The following is a 17855-nucleotide window of genomic DNA, read 5'->3' on the forward strand; positions in this document are numbered from 1 at the left end:
GGGAGATAAAAAAGATGAATCCGTTTTTAGATATTAGCCATATCGATATGGTATTTCCGACTCCCAAAGGGCCATTTACTGCTCTGAAAGATGTCGACTTGAAAATCAACAAAGGTGAGTTTATCTCGCTGATTGGTCACTCTGGTTGTGGTAAGTCAACAGTACTTAACGTCGTAGCCGGCCTTTATCAGGCAACAACGGGTGGCGTTATTCTTAACGGCAAAGAGGTGTCCGCACCAGGACCAGAGCGTGCGGTCGTGTTCCAGAACCACTCGTTGCTGCCGTGGCTTACGGCGTACCAGAACGTTGAGCTAGCCGTTAAGCAAGTATTTAAGAACAAAATGAACCCACAGGAGATGAAGGAGTGGATTGAATACAACCTTCACCTTGTGCACATGGATCACGCAATGCATAAACGCCCTGATGAGATATCAGGCGGTATGAAGCAGCGTGTAGGTATTGCACGTGCTCTGGCTATGCAGCCCGAGGTTTTGCTGATGGATGAACCATTCGGTGCCCTGGATGCGTTAACAAGGGCTCACATGCAGGACTCACTGATGGAAATTCAGGAAGAACTGAACAATACGGTCATCATGATTACCCACGATGTGGATGAAGCTGTGCTGCTTTCAGACCGAATTGTCATGATGACGAATGGCCCATCTGCAACTGTCGGTGAAATACTGAAAGTTGACCTGGAGCGTCCAAGGAACCGCATTACTCTGGCTGAAGAGCCAGCGTACAACCATCTGCGTTCAGAAGTCCTCACCTTCCTATATGAGAAGCAACGTAAGGTAGAAACTCTGCCAACAGATCGAAAGAAGAAGAGTGAAACTCAACGCAAACGTGCATAAAAGCACATCACTTTAAATATGGCACTTTTAAACAGAGCACTTTAAAACCTCACCGCAAGGTAGAGAAAAACGGAATTTAGAACGCCCGCCGAAATTAGAGCTGTAGAGTTTTCCAGCCAGTGAGCAATGGCAGGGTATAGGAGATAGACATGGATACAAAAATCCAGGTAGTGATAGTAGGTAATGGCATGGTAGGCCATCACTTTGTCGAGCAACTTTCGACGCTACGTGAATCACCAGAAGCGATTGAGATCACCGTTCTTTCAGGTGAACCGCGTCTCGCTTATGACCGGGTGCATTTATCAGAGTTCTTTGCTGGTAAAACTGCAGACGATCTGGCTATGACAGATGAAGAAACTTATGACGCCTGGCAGGTGAATTATAAAACGGGCGCTAAAGTTACCCACATCGATAGAGAGAATAAGGCAGTAACTACAGAGTCGGGAGAGGTCTACTCCTACGACAAACTGGTCTTAGCAACAGGCTCTTATGCTTTCGTTCCACCTATACCTGGAAAAGATCAGGAACACTGTCTGGTTTATCGTACGATTGAAGACCTTCACGATATCAAAGCCACTGCTGAGGTAAGCAAGGTCGGTGTGGTTATTGGTGGTGGACTTCTGGGCTTAGAAGCGGCGAATGCGCTTAAGCAGTTAGGCCTTGAAACCCACGTTGTTGAGTTTGCCCCTCGTCTAATGGGCGTGCAACTGGATGATGGCGGCGGTCGTGTACTTAAATCCAAAATAGAAGGAATCGGAGTACATGTTCATTGTTCAAAAGCCACTGAAGTTATTGAAGCAGGTGAAACTAGTCGTTATCGACTCAAGTTTACCGATGGGGAAGTACTGGAAACCGATATGGTTCTATTCTCCGCAGGTATCCGCCCTTATGACAACCTGGCAAGAGAGTTTGACCTCGAAGTTGGCGAACGTGGTGGAATAGTAGTTAATGATCAGTGCCAGACTTCAGATCCGGATATCTATGCGATTGGTGAGTGTGCACTGTGGAATAACTTTATTTATGGCCTGGTGGCTCCAGGTTACAGTATGGCGAAAGTGGCCGCTGCGCACCTGATGGGAGAAGAGAAATCTTTCCAGGGTGCTGATATGAGTACCAAGCTTAAGCTTATGGGAATCGATGTTGGCTCTATTGGTGATGCACTATGTCGTACACCGGATGCATTGACTTACACCTACGACAATCAGCCTGAGAATATCTACAAGAAGATCGTTGTTAGTGCCGATAAGAGCAAGTTATTAGGTGCGGTTCTGGTTGGAGATACCAGTGAATACGACAGCCTGCTGCAATATATGCTAAACGGCATTGAACTTCCTGAATCACCAGACGCACTTATTCTTCCTTCCGCTGGCGAGAAACCGACATTGGGTGCAGACGCACTTCCTGATAGCGCGACTATCTGTTCATGTCTGAATGTGACCAAAGGGAACATTATCCAGGCGATCGATTCCGGTGCTGAAACACTGGCAGATATTAAATCTATTACCAAAGCCACAACAGGTTGTGGCGGCTGTGCTTCTTTGTTGAAAAACGTGTTTGATAAAGAGCTGGAAAGCCGGGGGATAGAAGTAAAAAAGGACATATGCGAGCACTTTGCCTATAGCCGCGCAGAGCTATACAACATTGTTCAGGTAGAAGGCATCCGAACTTTTGATGAGCTTCTCAAGAAACATGGTAAAGGGCTTGGCTGTGATATCTGTAAACCTGCGGCAGGTTCAATACTGGCGTCTGTTTGGAATGATTATGTTCTTAACAAGAAAAATCTTCCGCTTCAGGATACCAATGATACTTATCTTGCCAATATGCAGAAGGATGGCAGTTACTCTGTAATTCCACGTATACAGGGTGGTGAAATAACACCTGACAAGTTGCTGGTGCTAGCACAGGTTGCTAAGAAATATGACTTGTATACCAAGTTGACCGGTGGTCAGCGTATCGCACTGTTCGGTGCACGAAAAGAACAGTTACCTGCCATTTGGGACGAGCTAATTCAGGTCGGATTTGAAACGGGTCAGGCTTACGGTAAGTCACTGCGAACGGCTAAATCTTGTGTCGGTAGCATGTGGTGTCGATACGGTGTTCAAGACTCCGTAACGATGGCGATTACGATGGAGAATCGTTACAAAGGGCTTCGTGCACCTCATAAATTTAAATTGGGTGTCTCTGGTTGTACTCGCGAATGTGCTGAAGCTCAAGGCAAAGATATTGGTGTTATTGCGACGGATAAAGGCTGGAACCTTTACGTTTGTGGTAACGGTGGTATGAAACCGCGTCATGCTGACCTATTTGCGACCGACCTTGATGATGAAACATTGATTAAGTATGTCGACCGAGTACTGATGTTCTACATCAAAACAGCAGACAAACTTGAGCGTACTTCCGTATGGATGGACAACCTTGAAGGTGGTCTAGATTACCTGAAAAAAGTGGTCATTGATGATCATCTAGGGATTTGTGCGGAGCTGGACAAGCAGATGGAACATATTGTTGAAACCTTCCAGTGTGAGTGGAAAACAACGCTTAGCGAACCACAAGTTATCAAGCGCTTCCGTTCTTTCATCAATACCGATGAAGTAGATACAAATATCGAGTTTGTGCGAGAACGTGATCAGATACGTCCTATTCGTGAGGAAGAGCGTATCGAATCATTGGCCGTTGAAGTGAAGTAGGAGGGCTTATTTATGGGAAACAGTAGCGATATGTGGCACAACGTATGTGATATTGATGATCTTGTGGAGAACTCGGGCGTCTGCGCGCTGGTTGAAGGTAAACAGATCGCCATTTTTCATCTTAGTTCAGAGCCGGAACAACTTTATGCCGTAAGTAACTATGATCCGGTTGGTAAGGCGAATGTCATTTCTCGGGGGATTGTGGGTTCGATAGATGATGAACCTATTGTAGCGTCACCTTTGTACAAGCAGCACTTCTCATTGATTGATGGCCGCTGTTTTGAAGAGGCTGCTGCACTGACGGTATATCCCGCGCGAATCGAGGGACGTCAGGTTCAACTTCAGTTAACCGCATAAAGAAGAGAGTCCCCCATGACAACTGCACGCACCAAAAACTCGGAAAACATTCTCTCTTTGAGCAAATTAAAGCAGACCACCTGCGCCTACTGTGGTGTCGGGTGTGGCGTTGACGTTAAGTTTAAAGCGGGTGAGCCCGAGTCCGTTAGCGGAACAGCGGACCACCCGGCGAACTTTGGCAAGTTATGTGTCAAAGGCAGCAACTTGCTTGATACCACAGGCCTGGAAGGGCGACTGCTGCATCCGTTTATTGATGGTCAGCAAGTATCATGGGGAGAGGCGACGAATACCGTTGCTCAGCGTTTTAAAGCGATAATAGAAGAGCATGGGCCTGATTCCGTTGCTTTCTATCTGTCAGGGCAATTACTGACGGAAGATTACTATGTAGCGAATAAGCTACTCAAGGGCTACGTAGGTACAGCGAACATAGATACTAACTCTCGGCTTTGTATGTCTTCAGCAGTAGCGGGTTACAAGCGGGCATTTGGTGAAGATGTTGTGCCTTGTAGCTACGATGATTTGGAACAGAGTGAGCTGATTATCATTGTTGGTACTAACTCGGCCTGGACGCACCCGATTCTTTACCAACGTATTGAACGTGCAAAACAGATCAATCCGTCGTTAAAAGTAGTGGTGGTTGATCCGCGAAAAACAGCGACCACAGAACTTGGTGACCTGGTTCTTAATCTCCGTCCTGGCAGTGATGCAGGATTGTATAACGGTCTACTCAATTACATTGCCGAGCAGGGATATTGCGATAAAGATTTTATTGAGCTACATACTTCCGGCTTTGAGCGCGCTTTACAAGAAGCGAGTGAGTGGCCTGTCGAGCGAGTTGCTGAATTTTGCGACCTTCCTGCTGAAGATGTTCTCCGCCTTTATCAGTGGTTCTGCAACACCAAAAAGGCAATCAGCTTCTATTCGATGGGTATAAACCAGTCGAGCTCAGGTACCGATAAGTGTAATGCCATCATCAACTGCCATTTAGCGACGGGAAAACTGCTTAAACCCGGGGCGGGACCTTTTTCTATGACCGGACAACCCAATGCCATGGGTGGTAGGGAAGTAGGAGGTCTGGCAAACCAGCTAGCTGCGCATATGGAGGTCGACAACCCAGAACATCAAGACAAACTTCAGCGCTTCTGGCAGTCCCCTACAATGGTTACCGGCGCAGGTAAAGCTGCGGTGGAAATGTTTGATGATATCCAATCGGGCAAGATCAAAGCGGTATGGATTATGGCAACCAACCCTATGGTGAGTTTGCCAAACCGCAAAAGCATTCAGCAGGCGTTAGAAGGGTGTGAACTGGTTGTGGTTTCTGATTGTGTTGCTGAAACGGATACACTTCAATTTGCCGATATTAAGCTACCGGCAACCGGTTGGTTCGAAAAGAACGGTACAGTCACCAATGCAGAAAGACGCATTTCACGTCAGCGCGGTATTGTTCCTCCCCAAGGGGAAGCGAAACACGACTGGCAAATCATCTGTGAAGTCGCACATGCAATGGGTTACGAAGGTTTTGCATTTGAACACCCTTCAGAAATATTTTCTGAATGGGCCGAGTTAACCGGTTTTGAAAACGACGGTGAACGGCAACTTGATATATCTGGTCTGGCAGGTATGACAAGAAGAGAATACGACCTACTAAAGCCAGTTCAATGGCCTGTTAATAAGCAGAATCCATATGGTACAAAAGTCGTGTTTAATAATAATCGCTTTAGTACCGCGAGCGGTCGGGCTAACTTTATTGCCATTCAGCCAAAATTACCATTGCAGGTGACATCGGAAGAATTCCCTTTCATTATGAATAGCGGAAGAACCCGTGACCATTGGCATACGATGACACGCACGGGGAAATCTGCTCGTTTATGTAATCACACCCAGCATCCATTTATTATGGTGAACCCTCAGGATGCCAGAAAACTTGGTGTTGAAAGTGATGATCTTATGAAGGTCAGCTCTATCGGTGGTGAAGCTATCTTCCCTGTAAAGATAAGTAATGATGTTCGTCGTGGGGAGACCTTTGCTCCCATTCACTGGAACAAGCAGTTTGCATCGGCAGCAAACGTTAGCGCGATTTATCAGCCAGTCGTTGACCCGGTTTCAGCACAGCCTGAAAGTAAACAGGCAGCAGTACAACTTGCTCCCGCTATGTTTGGTCAACATGTTCGCTTTTATTCCAGTGTTAATACAGATCTTAAAAGCCAGGTACCTTTCTGGCTGAAAAATCCAATGCAGTACTGTGTTAGCTGGCAAATTGCTTTGAGTGAGTCTCGCGAGGATCTACTGACCTGGTGTCAAAAAGTATCAGGAATAGAAGGCGAATGGATATGCTTCCATGATAAGCAGAGCCGAGTAACGAATATTCAGTGCCTGGTCGAAGGTCGAGTCGTGGTTACCGCATTTGCGGGTTCGAAACCCATGGAAATAGACAGTAACTGGATCGATGAGATGTTTCGTAAAGAGCAACTGGATTATGGTCAGATTCAGTCACTTCTTAATGCCGAGCCGGGAGAAGAGTTTAAGAAGGGAAAAATTGTATGTAACTGCTTTAACGTTGGGGAGAAGCAAATTAATGAGGCAGTAGAGAATGGAGCAAGCTCTGTAGAGGCAGTAGGGGAGCAATTAAAATGTGGTACCAGGTGTGGTTCATGTCGCTCTGAGATAGGCCAGCTAGTAAAGAGCAGGCTGATAACGAGTATCAGTGAGCCTAGTTAACACATTGAACTCTCTATTAATACTGGTTGTTTGGATAACCTCTAGCTATAATCCATAGTGATATTTGTTAAACCACCATGGATAGGTGATGGGTAGTATGAGCACCAGGATTAAAGTAATGCTCATTGAGAATGATGAGGAAAAAGTGCAGGCATTGCGTCAGGCACTGGATAGCTCTGAATACTCAATAGAGCATGTCACACATACAGGGATATCATTGTTACATGAAGTAGTTCGGGTAGAACCAGATCTTATCATCATGAACATAGAGTTTCCGAACAGGGACATACTGGATAGCTTACAGATCATATCTCAGTCTAATCCTAAACCTGTTGTTATGTTCTCGGAGCAGGAGGACTCAGACACAATCCGCAACATGGTGAAATGTGGTGTGAGCGCCTATGTGGTTGGAGACTCTAACCCTAAAAGGGTTAAAACCATTCTTGATACCGCTGTTGCACGTTTCACTGAGTACCAGCACTTAAAAGATGAGCTGCAGGAAACCAAACAGCGCCTTTCTTCCCAGAAAACTGTAGAGCAAGCCAAGATCTGGCTGATGGAAACAAAAAATCTGTCAGAGAAACAGGCTTACCAATCCATTCGGAAAATGGCGATGGATAACTCACAAAAAATAGAAGATGTGGCGAAAAACATACTATCCGTCGCCGCGATGTTGGAAAAAGGTTTATGAAGCAAATATCACCCGAAACGACAGAATTAAATATAGGCTTTATGCCGCTCACTGATTGTGCGCCAATTGTCATGGCTTATGAACTCGGTCTATTTGAAAAGTACGGGCTGCAGGTTACTCTGGACAGACAAAACTCCTGGGCAACGTTACGTGATAAGTTACACGCAGGGTTACTAGATGGAGCACAGATGCTGGCTCCCATGCCTTTTGCCAGTACCTTGGGTGTAAGAGGGCCTCGTCACCATGTTATCGCCCCGTTCGTGCTTAGCCGAAATGGCAACGCGATCACTATTTCTCACCAACTCTATGATGAAATTCTTGATTGTCACAACTTAAATAAATTGAGCCTTCCACTTTCATCCAGCCTGTTGAAAGAGTTGATTTCTCGTCGCAACGCAGAGGGGCGGAAACTGCGCTTTGCCGCGGTACATCCTAATAGCTGCCATTACTACCAGCTTATGAGTTGGTTGCATATGTCGGGAATCGAGTTGTCTGAGGTTGATATTTCGATATTGCCGCCTTCTGGAATGGTGGATGCCCTTGCCAATGACTACATTGATGCATTCTGTGTCGGCGGGCCGTGGAATGCAGAAGCGGTACGTCAGGATGTAGGTACTACTGTTTTAACGTCATCAGATATTTGGTCTGATTCGCCCGAAAAAGTTCTTGGTGTTTCGCTGGATTGGTATCAGAAAAATCCGCAAACGATGATGGCACTTATTGCAGCGCTGCAGGAAAGTTGTGATTGGCTTGAACATGTGCCGAACCGTTTTGAAGCGGCCAGAATTCTGGTTAAAGAAAACTATCTGAATACAAACCTAGATGTGATTGCCCCTTCACTGCTAGGCAGCTGTTTAACCCGCGCGGGAGAGCAACCCAGAAGGATCCCTTCTTACAATCAGTTTAGCGCTATCGATAAGTCTGATGGCAATGCGCCTGAATATGCTCAGGGTGAAAGGATTTTGCAATACATGATTGAAGCGCAACACCTGTCACGTCAGGACGTTTCGCATGAACTGATTTCCAGTGTTTACCGGAGTGATATTTACGAAGATTTTCTTGCGCTCTGATTTAAGGCTTTCGTTCTTAATTAAGAATATTGCTTATCAATATTTACCAGAGCGTCATCAAAGATTTTCAGTGCATTTTCCATAGCGTGTGTTGCTTCTTTAAAATATGTCGCTGCACTTAATTTCGGTTTCTCAACAACGATTTCGTTTTGGATCAGATCAATCAGCGGCGATACAGGGCAACGGCTTCTATCTTCCTGGCGTATAGCTCCAATGACTTGTTGTAAGTAATTTAGTTTGATTCTGTCTACGCTGTTACACTCACCGGAAGCGGCAACCCCTGTACCTATAGCTCTGGCTTGACCAATATATTCGATGGTAACCAGAAGCTCCCTCCATAGATAACGGACTGAACGGTTCTCAGTGTCTTTGAGATCATATAAGGAGTAGTGCTCGCCACAATCATCAATTAGATCAAGTAAGTGGGTTATTACTGCACAATGCTTTTGGAAGCTTTGGCTTGGCTCGAGCTTTTCATAATTGACAGATAATGACTTAAAATCTTTTTCTATCGATTTCCATTCAGCAACACCTTTGCTCCACTTTTCGTTGGCAAATAGCGTGTTGCTTACTGAGGATATCTCTTTTTGCAATACCTGAATTTGGCTGTATAAGCTTTTATCACCACACAAGTATCCGTTAACTAGTCCTCTATGTTGTTGAAGAAGCGTTAGCAATTTCTTAAGCTTTTGAAGCTGAGTTAATCCTTCAGATAGCTGAGATTTGTATAAACGATTAGTTCTGACATGTACCACAACCAGCAGTAGGCAGATGGCGATAATGATACAAGTTCCAAATATGGCTAATTGGATGTAGTCCATTTCTAGTTTCCTCCATGGTCAGTCAGTTTCTTTAAATACTCGGAGACATTGGCATTTTGTTTAGCCATGTGGGAATTTTTGTCTGCGGTTGCTGCTACCTGTTCCATATTTACCGATATCTCGTGTGCGGCTACGGCTTGTTGCTCTGAAACAACAGCAATACCACTGACCTGACCGGTCACGTCATCCATTGATGAAACAACCAGCTCTAGAGAATCATATGCGGTATGAACGCTGTTTCGGCATTCTTGCGTGATTTCCACAACATTATTTACCTGAGCCGCTACGTTCTCCATTCGTTGTGTTACCTCAGAGATCTGGCTTGTTATTGCTGATGCGGACTCATGGCTTCTTTGTGCAAGCATTCTGACTTCGTCAGCAACAACACTAAATCCCCGCCCTTGTTCACCCGCTCTCGCTGCTTCTATAGCGGCATTTAAAGCAAGTAAATTGGTCTGAGCGGCTAAATCGGTAATAAAGTTTGATATTGACGTAACAGAGTCGAGTTTTTTATCCAACTCCAGGATATTAGTAGCAGACTGTCGAACGTGTTTATCGACTTCGTCGACCTGATTTTGTCCGTACATCAAGGCTTCTTTAGTTTTTTGACACAGTCCGTTGCTTTCTTCCATGATTTTTAGTGAGTGTTCAATATGAGAGGTTACCTCACGGATACTTAGTGAAATTTCCGTAGCAGCGGATGCGGAAGAAGTTGTTGCTGTAGCCTGATTTTCGCTGTTTGATGCAACCTCCAACGCGTTACGGGCTAGTTCTTGCGCTGAATAACTCATCTCCTGGTTAACGGCTTTTTCTTTGTGTAACTCTCTTCTGAGCAGCCGTATTACATTGTCTATAGCTGGGAATAATGGGTAAAGTGGCCCAGCTTGTGTAGTATCAAGCTCCTGAGCCTCTGCAGACTGATAGGAAGCTGACATATGTGATAACAGAGTTATGTCTTTGTTTATCGCAACTAATACCCGCCACACAAATATGGAGGATAGTAGTAGAGTTAGAAAGCCTGCCTGCAGATATCCAAAACACGCAAAAAGTATGGACAGGCTTATAGTTCCAAAAATATACTGGCTTGCCCGGGTTACGCCAAATGAACGAAGATATTTATGCATAATGTCCCTGTTATTGCTGTTATATTTTTAATTCTGAACTGGAATCTAGCTTATCCTTCGATGTGCTGAACGTATTGTTCATGCGCTGTTGCCAATAGCTCTTTACGAAGATTAACTACTTCACCCAGAATGAGTAATGCAGGGCTTAGACCTTTTAATGACTCTGCCAATTTGGTCAGCTCAGATAATTGGCTTGTGTAAACTTCTTGCTCCGGACTGCATCCTTTACCGATGACCGCCAAAGGTGTGTCACCGGATAAACCGGCTGATAACAGGCCCGTTTGAATTTCCTGAGATTTTTCTAGACCCATATAAAAAACTAACGTTTGACCTGCTTCAACCAGTCCCGCCCAGGCAGGTAGTGCCCCTGAAACGACATGCCCAGTAATAAAGGTGACGCTACGAGAAACCTTTCGGTGTGTAAGGGGAATCAAGGAAGAAGAAGCACAACCGATAGCAGCGGTAATTCCAGGAATGACCTCATAAGGAATTTGTTCGTGTACTAGCTTCATGGCCTCTTCACCACCACGCCCAAAAATAAATGGGTCGCCGCCTTTAAGGCGAACGGTGTTTTTACCGTGAAGTGCGTTGTCCACCAGAATCTGGTTAATATTTTCCTGACTCAGGCTAGGTTGGCCGCAACGTTTACCTACGTATATGAACTCTGCATCCGGATTGGCTAATTGCAGTATCTCTTTGCTTACCAGACGGTCGTAAACCAATACTTCTGCAGCTTCAATGGTTCTTAGTGCTTTAATGGTTAAAAGCTCTGGATCACCGGGACCTGCTCCAACTAAGCTGACTTTTCCCTTATGGTTGACGGAAGGTTTTGACTTAGCCGGGGTGTATTCGCGGTAACACTGACCGTGAATACTGTAGCTTTTATCCTGAATTCTGGTCGATTTCATCTCTGAACGTTCCATCTCATACTCCTGATCTTGAAGTGCTTCAAACAAAAACGCCCCTCCCGGCTAAAGGAGAGGCGTCGCTGCCTAGAATCGATATAAATTTACTTATCTGGATACAAGCAATTTTCGAACCGGAATAACTATTACAGTAAATCAAGATGTTAGGGTAGGGGATAACGAATTTTGCCCCATAATGGGGCAAAATTAGATGATATTTGGTAGAAAATGTGCTCGTTACTTGTCGTCTTCAGGCAGTTTTACATTTAGCTCAAGTACAGAAAGATCGTCGTCTCCCTGCTCCAGAGATACATTCACCATTTCTGGGTCGACATCTACGTACTTAGCCAATACTTTCAAGATATCTTCCTTAAGTTGTGGCAGATATGAGACGGAACTGTCTGTTTGGCTACGGCGTTCAGCAACAATGATTTGCAAACGCTCTTTTGCAAGCCCAGCGGATTTTTTTCTGAGGGCGGAAAAACTCTAATAATGACATCTTATCCTCCGAATAGGCGCTGGAAAATACCTCTCTTCTCTTCCGTCAGGAATCGAAAATCCATTTGCTGACCTAGCAGACGTTCTACTGTGTCGTCGTATGCCTGACCTGCGTCAGAAGATTCATCAAATACTACTGGCACACCTTTGTTTGATGCATTAAGCACGGCCTGGCTTTCAGGAATCACGCCCAACAGTTTGATGTGAAGAATTTCTTCTACATCTTCAACGCTCAGCATTTCGCCCTGATTTACACGAGCAGGGTTGTAGCGGGTAAGCAGAAGGTGCTGTTTAACAGGCTCAAGCCCTTGCTCTGCACGAACAGACTTGGAATCCAAAATGCCAAGAATACGGTCAGAGTCGCGTACTGATGACACCTCAGGGTTTGTTGTTACGATAGCTTCATCGGCAAAATAAAGTGCCATCAAAGCGCCTTGTTCGATACCCGCTGGTGAATCACAGATAATGAACTCGAAGCCCATTTCATCCAGTTCATCTAAGACACGCTTTACGCCATCTTTAGTCAGAGCATCTTTATCTCTGGTCTGTGATGCAGGAAGGATGAACAGGTTGTCAGTGCGTTTGTCTTTGATTAACGCCTGATTAAGGGTTGCTTCACCGTTAATCACATTTACAAAATCATAAACAACTCTGCGTTCACACCCCATGATCAAGTCGAGGTTACGCAAGCCAATATCGAAATCGATAACGGCGGTTTTTTTACCTTTCAGTGCAAGTCCTGATGCAATAGCAGCGCTGGAAGTTGTTTTCCCAACACCGCCTTTACCAGATGTAACAACAATAACGCGGGCCATTTTTGTTCCTTTCTAAATATTAAGTATCTCGAATTTCAGTACATCGCTCTCCATCGAGAGCATAACCTTTTGCTGCCAGTAATTGGTCTCTATCTGGTCGCTTAGCCAGTAGTTCCCGGCTATCGATACCAGTTCCGCCTGAAGATCATTACAGATGATTCTGGCTTCTTTCTGTCCGCTTGCTCCGGCTATTGCCCGGCCTCTTAAGGTGCCATGTATATGAATGCTGCCATCTGCAATCACTTCTGCTCCTGCGCTAACATGGTTAAGAATGATTAGGTCGCTGTTGGCTGCATATACTTGTTGACCGGATCTTACAGGAGTTCTGATTACCTTGGCTGGTACCATTTTCTGAGTAGGCTGCTTCACAGGAGCAGAGCCTGACATAACCGCAAGTCCGGACTCTTTAGCCAGGTTTTCGGTTCTCCTGTCTTTGCACCCGATAACCGCAACAGGCACCATTCCAGAATCCATTACTCCGGCTTTAAGCATCGAAAAATCGATCTCTTGAGTCACTTTAGTGATGTTAAGTACGATAGGTGCAGAAGAGAAAAAAGAAGGAGCTTGAGATATTTTTTCTTTTAAATAACTCAGAGTATCTGATAATGGGTTGTCAGATAGATGAAGAACCGATAGCGTAAAGCTGCTACCTTTTAAATCCGGGGAGTTCGCCATAGAGCTTACCGCCTCATATAATCAGATATAGCGAAAAAGTGTAAAGCATGTTATAGCTGAAAGGAGTAGTCAGCAAGTGAACTTATGGTAAAAATAGCTGTTTAATATGTAAATCATAGTGAAATGGTTAAAACTTACTCTTTGTTGATTAAGAATTGCGCTAAATGATAGTAATAACAAGGGTGAATATGTTTTGTTCAATTTATAAAAGTAGCAAAAAAGAAGGTGCTTACCTATACATTCCTAAGCGGGATGATTTTTCTCAGGTGCCGGATCAGCTACTTGAAACATTTGGCAAGCCCACGTTTGTCATGTTAATAAAACTTGAGGATCGTCAACTTGCTCAGGTAGATATTGAAAAGGTGAAAGCGTCTATTTCTGAACAGGGCTTTTTCCTACAGTTACCTCCACCACCAGAAAACGTATTGGAACAATTCAAAGAGCAAAACAAGAAAAATAACTCATAATAAATGGTAGTTCGGAAGTTGTTTCAAAATAAAAAAGACAGGTCAGTTGCCATAAGGATTTAGCGATGAAAAAAGTGATCGCATTGTTGTTAAGTGCAGGTGTTTCAGTATCTGCACTAGCAGCCAAACCAGAGTTTAGTACTTACATTGATGGGTTGAAGCAGGAAGCCCGGGCACAAGGAATATCTGAGCAGATAATCCAGCAAGCATTTGAAGGGGTTGAATACAAGCCAAGAGCGGTAAAAGCAGACAGAAATCAGCCAGAGAAGAAGCTCACCCTGGATGAGTATATCCCACGAGCGGTCCCTGACTGGAAAGTGAAACAAGCTCAAAAGCTATACGACAAGCACTACGCTGAATTATCCAGAATTGGGAAAGAGTATGGCGTACAACCGCGATTTATCGTCGCGCTTTGGGGTGTAGAGAGCAATTTTGGCAGCCTTACTGGTGGTTACAACGTAATCGATGCGCTTTCTACTCTGGCCTATGATGGTCGCCGTGAAGCATTCTTCCGCAAGGAAGCGATGGCGGCACTGACTATCCTTGATCAGGGCCATATAGCGGTTGATAAAATGAAAGGTTCCTGGGCCGGAGCAATGGGTCAATGCCAATTTATGCCTAGCTCTTTCCTAGCCTATGCTGCTGATGGAAATGGTGATGGCAAAAAAGATATCTGGAATTCAAAGCCGGATGTTTTTGCTTCCGCTGCTAACTACTTAAGTGAGTTTGGTTGGGATGATAAATATACCTGGGGACGTCAGGTTATGGTTCCGCACAATATTTCTCATGATCTGATTGGCCGTCAGGAAGAAAAAGGCAAAACCCTTGAGGAGTGGTCTAAACTGGGGGTGACAAAACATGATGGTTCTAGACTTCCTAGCCCTAAAGAGCCAATCAAGGCATGGCTGATTATGCCGGATGACGAAGACGGAAGAGCATACCTTGTATACAATAACTATCAGGTATTAATGAAGTGGAACCGCTCTTACTACTTCGGTATTGCAGTAAGCCACCTCGCAGACCGTATCAAGTTTGGCTAAACACAAACTCAGTTAAACGACAAAAGCCAGAATCTCTCGATTCTGGCTTCTTAATATGTAACTAACTAAAAAAATTAGTTTAGTTTTAGTACGTCACCAACGTAAAGAAGGTCAATACCTTTGTCATTTAGCTGAGGGTTTAGAGAAACCAACGCTTCAATAGTAGTGTTGTTAGCGTTCGCGATTTCAGTTAGCGTGTCGCCTTCTTTTACCGCGTAAGTGATCTTCTTCGCTGCTGCTTCTCTAGCTGCTTCTTCTTCGGCTAAAGCTTGTGCTTTTTCGTTAAGCTCTTGCTCTTTGTTAGCAAGGTTCTGCTGCTTTTCGTTTAGAAGCTGCTCTTTAGTGCGCAGTTCTACTGCTTTGTCACCAAGTTGCTCTTGCTTAGCGTTAAGCTGTTGTTCCTGGTTAGTTAGCTGCTGTTCTTTTTGAGCAATTTCGTCAGTGTTAGAACAACCAACAACAAGAGATGATGCACCCAACATTAGCACTAATAGACTTTTATTAATTGATTTCACAATTTTCTACCTTGTTCTATTTAAGAAGAGCGGTAAGACTATCAACGCTATGTGTGCAAAATATCTGAGAATTGTTAGCGTTTTATGGAGTTGGAAAATAAAAAGTCAAGAACTAACAATGAGTTATATGGCTTCTTAAAATAAAGAAGCCATATGAATATAAAGTGCTATTTTGCGGTTTGATATTGTTCACACGCAATCATGGTGTTTTCAATCAGGCTGGCTACTGTCATAGGACCAACGCCTCCTGGCACAGGAGTAATAAAGCTTGCGTTCTCTTTTGCTCCCTGATAATCCACATCACCAACCAGCTTTCCATCTTCTAGGCGGTTAATGCCGACATCTACAACGATAGCGCCTTTCTTAATCCATGAGCCTGGAATGAAGTTCGGTTTGCCTACAGCAACTACCACAACATCAGCCTGACGAACAAACGATTCAAGGTCTTTAGTGAATCTGTGGCAGGTAGTAGTGGTGCAACCGGAAAGAAGAAGCTCAAGCGTCATTGGGCGACCAACGATATTTGAAGCTCCAACAATAACGGCATGTTTACCGCGAAGCTCTATATTATAGCGCTCCAGCAGCGTGATGATACCTTTAGGAGTACAAGAACGCAGCTTAGGAATACGCTGAGCAAGGCGGCCTACGTTGTATGGGTGGAAGCCGTCGACATCTTTTTCTGGATGAATTCGTTCTAGTACTTTTGTGCTATCAATACCGGCAGGAAGAGGTAGTTGCACCAGAATACCATCGACTTCATCATCGTTATTTAATTGTTCAACAAGCGTTAAAAGCTCTTCTTCAGTCGCGGTTGCTGGCAAGTCAAAAGACTTGGAAACAAAACCCACTTCGTCACATGCTTTACGTTTACTTCCAACATAAACTTGTGATGCAGGATCTTCACCCACAAGTACCACGGCTAACCCCGGCGCTCTCAATCCGGCTTCCGTTCTGGCTTTTACACGTGCTGCGACTTCTGAACGAACGGTTTGTGAAATCAGTTTTCCATCAATATTTTGAGCTGTCATAGGTTCCCTTGCGATTGTACATATAGGTCTGCGCGCATTGTCGCAAAAAGAAGGCAAATATCCATTAGGCAAACGTTTGCGTGGCTTTTGATATTATTCGTCGCAAACATGAGCATATGTATGAAGACACATATATGGTACTGTTGCACAGTTCTATCGTGTCATACGAAAGTACTAAAAAGTATCGTGTTGTAATTTGATAATAAAAAACATAACCGTCAGCTGGATTAGTGAGTAATGAGATGCTTAAAAAAATAAAAGACAACTATTACAAAGCAAGAGCAGCCAAAATTATCGAACATCAGGTTAAGTCCTGTATTGAGCGCGGTTTGCTTGAAGACACGATGTCTGCAGATATACATGCGACTCAGATTGTCGATTCAGTCTGGGAAAAAAATAACTTTTTGTTGAGTGATGGTTTGGGAAAACGGCCACATGAACAGGTAATAGCAGTCTATTGCATGATGTGTCAGGTGGAAGAAGCAGAAGATGACTCCGCAGAAGAAAGGGCGTTTATGTCGATGTTATCTGACACTCTAGCCTTCGTTCAGCAAGAGTTTAATGCTAATTCTATGTCCAAGGCTGACTTTCATTTATTAAGTATATGTTTTGAAGTTATAGAACCTGTTGCTGACAGGTATAATGACCTGTCGTTTGATCTCGAAGTTCGGCAATATTCAGCGCTTTAGCGTGTAACTGACTAATATGCAAGCAAACAACAACAATCTCGTTATAAAGCCGTTGACACATATAGGGCTAAACATGTAGATTACGCAGCACTGTTAGGCAATTGCCAGGCAGTACCTAATAAGAAGTTAAAACTCTTATTGTGCGCCCTTAGCTCAGCTGGATAGAGCACGTCCCTTCTAAGGATGTGGTCGAAGGTTCGAATCCTTCAGGGCGTGCCATTATTTCGAGCCGCAGTAAGTTAGTTCTTACTGCGGCTTTTTCATGTGCCTGTCTACTTACATCTACTCTCACTTAAGGCTGGTGGAGATCATAGGCCTAGAGCCTAAAGTCGTTTTACCACTCGGTGCTTTTGAAATACTTTTAAAGGAAAGACGATGACAATCGAAAGAATTGAATCAACTGAACGTATGAGCCGTATCGTAAAGCATAACGGTACAATTTATCTTTGTGGACAAACGGCTGGTGACGCTGAATGGGATATCACAGAGCAAACTCAGCGTTGTCTGGATAAAATCGATGCTTTGCTTGAAAAGGCTGGTAGTAACCGAGACAAGATTCTGTCAGTAACTATCTATATTCGTGATATGAAAGACTTTGCTGCTATGAACAAGGTATGGGATGCATGGGTTGCTAATGGCGAAAAACCAGCTCGTGCTTGTGTAGAAGCGCGCATGGCTCGTGACGTTATTCTTGTTGAAATGTCGGTTGTTGCTGCTCAGTAATCAGCTCTTATTTTCATTTTTTTAAGCCCCGGAATCTCAGGATTCCGGGGCTTGTTTTTTGGAGTGCCTCGAAATCAGTTGACTTAAGTTTTTGATTATATGGATTGTAAAGGTTGGCTATTTTATTGTGAGGTAGTAACAAAGAAGGCCGTTATAAAAATAAATTTAGTTATCTGGT

Annotated in this window: 17 protein-coding genes, 1 tRNA gene and 1 pseudogene; 11 read left to right on the top strand and 8 right to left on the bottom strand. The window is 44.3% G+C overall.

The window, feature by feature from the left end:
- Window positions 1–14: 14 nt before the first annotated feature.
- The 6 genes from P7F88_RS16085 (at window position 15) to P7F88_RS16110 (ending at window position 8377) form a co-directional block, all read left to right on the top strand.
- Window positions 15–854: an ABC transporter ATP-binding protein gene (locus P7F88_RS16085; RefSeq protein WP_277826341.1), complete on the top strand. Its 840-nt coding sequence runs from the start codon at window positions 15–17 to the stop codon at window positions 852–854.
- A gap of 149 nt (window positions 855–1003) precedes the next feature.
- Window positions 1004–3541 carry a nitrite reductase large subunit NirB gene (nirB, locus tag P7F88_RS16090; protein WP_277826343.1) on the top strand — a complete coding sequence of 846 codons (2538 nt, stop codon included), beginning with the start codon at window positions 1004–1006 and terminating at the stop codon, window positions 3539–3541.
- 12 nt (window positions 3542–3553) lie between these two features.
- The gene (gene nirD / locus P7F88_RS16095; protein WP_277826345.1) at window positions 3554–3898 is read left to right on the top strand and encodes a nitrite reductase small subunit NirD; all 345 of its coding nucleotides are present in this window, start codon (window positions 3554–3556) and stop codon (window positions 3896–3898) included.
- 15 nt (window positions 3899–3913) lie between these two features.
- Window positions 3914–6616: a nitrate reductase gene (locus tag P7F88_RS16100; protein WP_277826347.1), complete on the top strand. Its 2703-nt coding sequence runs from the start codon at window positions 3914–3916 to the stop codon at window positions 6614–6616.
- A gap of 97 nt (window positions 6617–6713) precedes the next feature.
- Window positions 6714–7307, top strand: a complete 594-nt coding sequence (locus P7F88_RS16105) for an ANTAR domain-containing response regulator (RefSeq protein ID WP_277826349.1) — start codon at window positions 6714–6716, stop codon at window positions 7305–7307.
- Window positions 7304–8377, top strand: coding sequence for a CmpA/NrtA family ABC transporter substrate-binding protein (locus P7F88_RS16110; protein ID WP_277826351.1), 1074 nt, complete (start codon window positions 7304–7306; stop codon window positions 8375–8377). Before P7F88_RS16105 ends, P7F88_RS16110 begins: the two co-directional genes overlap by 4 nt.
- A 20-nt stretch (window positions 8378–8397) precedes the next feature.
- Here the strand turns inward: P7F88_RS16110 and P7F88_RS16115 are convergent, their stop codons facing one another.
- The 6 genes and pseudogenes from P7F88_RS16115 to minC all read right to left on the bottom strand — a co-directional run bounded on the left by P7F88_RS16115 (window position 8398) and on the right by minC (window position 13215).
- Window positions 8398–9198: a nitrate- and nitrite sensing domain-containing protein gene (locus P7F88_RS16115; protein WP_277826353.1), complete on the bottom strand. Its 801-nt coding sequence runs from the start codon at window positions 9196–9198 to the stop codon at window positions 8398–8400.
- A 2-nt stretch (window positions 9199–9200) separates the two neighbouring features.
- On the bottom strand, window positions 9201–10322 hold the full coding sequence (locus tag P7F88_RS16120) for a methyl-accepting chemotaxis protein (RefSeq protein ID WP_277826355.1): 1122 nt from the start codon (window positions 10320–10322) through the stop codon (window positions 9201–9203).
- Between the two features lie 50 nt (window positions 10323–10372).
- The gene (gene cobA / locus P7F88_RS16125; RefSeq protein WP_422128558.1) at window positions 10373–11245 is read right to left on the bottom strand and encodes a uroporphyrinogen-III C-methyltransferase; all 873 of its coding nucleotides are present in this window, start codon (window positions 11243–11245) and stop codon (window positions 10373–10375) included.
- A gap of 219 nt (window positions 11246–11464) precedes the next feature.
- Window positions 11465–11726: pseudogene (minE, locus tag P7F88_RS16130) on the bottom strand (cell division topological specificity factor MinE).
- Between the two features lies 1 nt (window position 11727).
- Window positions 11728–12540: a septum site-determining protein MinD gene (gene minD, locus P7F88_RS16135; protein ID WP_277826359.1), complete on the bottom strand. Its 813-nt coding sequence runs from the start codon at window positions 12538–12540 to the stop codon at window positions 11728–11730.
- 12 nt (window positions 12541–12552) lie between these two features.
- Window positions 12553–13215: a septum site-determining protein MinC gene (gene minC / locus P7F88_RS16140; RefSeq protein WP_277826361.1), complete on the bottom strand. Its 663-nt coding sequence runs from the start codon at window positions 13213–13215 to the stop codon at window positions 12553–12555.
- A 188-nt stretch (window positions 13216–13403) separates the two neighbouring features.
- On the opposite strand from minC, the gene P7F88_RS16145 reads away from it, so the two are divergent.
- The gene (locus P7F88_RS16145) at window positions 13404–13682 is read left to right on the top strand and encodes a YcgL domain-containing protein (protein ID WP_277826363.1); all 279 of its coding nucleotides are present in this window, start codon (window positions 13404–13406) and stop codon (window positions 13680–13682) included.
- Between the two features lie 65 nt (window positions 13683–13747).
- Complete coding sequence (locus P7F88_RS16150) at window positions 13748–14722, top strand: lytic murein transglycosylase (protein WP_277826365.1); 975 nt, start codon at window positions 13748–13750, stop codon at window positions 14720–14722.
- Between the two features lie 74 nt (window positions 14723–14796).
- Here P7F88_RS16150 and P7F88_RS16155 read toward each other — a convergent pair whose 3' ends face one another.
- Window positions 14797–15237 carry a LysM peptidoglycan-binding domain-containing protein gene (locus P7F88_RS16155; RefSeq protein WP_277826367.1) on the bottom strand — a complete coding sequence of 147 codons (441 nt, stop codon included), beginning with the start codon at window positions 15235–15237 and terminating at the stop codon, window positions 14797–14799.
- A gap of 167 nt (window positions 15238–15404) precedes the next feature.
- Window positions 15405–16265, bottom strand: coding sequence for a bifunctional methylenetetrahydrofolate dehydrogenase/methenyltetrahydrofolate cyclohydrolase FolD (gene folD / locus P7F88_RS16160; protein ID WP_277826368.1), 861 nt, complete (start codon window positions 16263–16265; stop codon window positions 15405–15407).
- A gap of 242 nt (window positions 16266–16507) precedes the next feature.
- Between folD and P7F88_RS16165 the strand changes: the two genes are divergently transcribed.
- From P7F88_RS16165 to P7F88_RS16175, 3 genes are all read left to right on the top strand, one after another.
- Window positions 16508–16954: a hypothetical protein gene (locus tag P7F88_RS16165; protein WP_277826369.1), complete on the top strand. Its 447-nt coding sequence runs from the start codon at window positions 16508–16510 to the stop codon at window positions 16952–16954.
- Window positions 16955–17096: 142 nt separating this feature from the next.
- Window positions 17097–17173 (top strand) — tRNA-Arg (locus tag P7F88_RS16170).
- Window positions 17174–17329: 156 nt separating this feature from the next.
- Complete coding sequence (locus tag P7F88_RS16175) at window positions 17330–17677, top strand: RidA family protein (RefSeq protein WP_277826370.1); 348 nt, start codon at window positions 17330–17332, stop codon at window positions 17675–17677.
- Window positions 17678–17855: the final 178 nt, after the last annotated feature.

The organism is Vibrio hannami (genome assembly GCF_029589055.1).
GTDB classification, from domain to species: Bacteria; Pseudomonadota; Gammaproteobacteria; order Enterobacterales; family Vibrionaceae; genus Vibrio; species Vibrio hannami.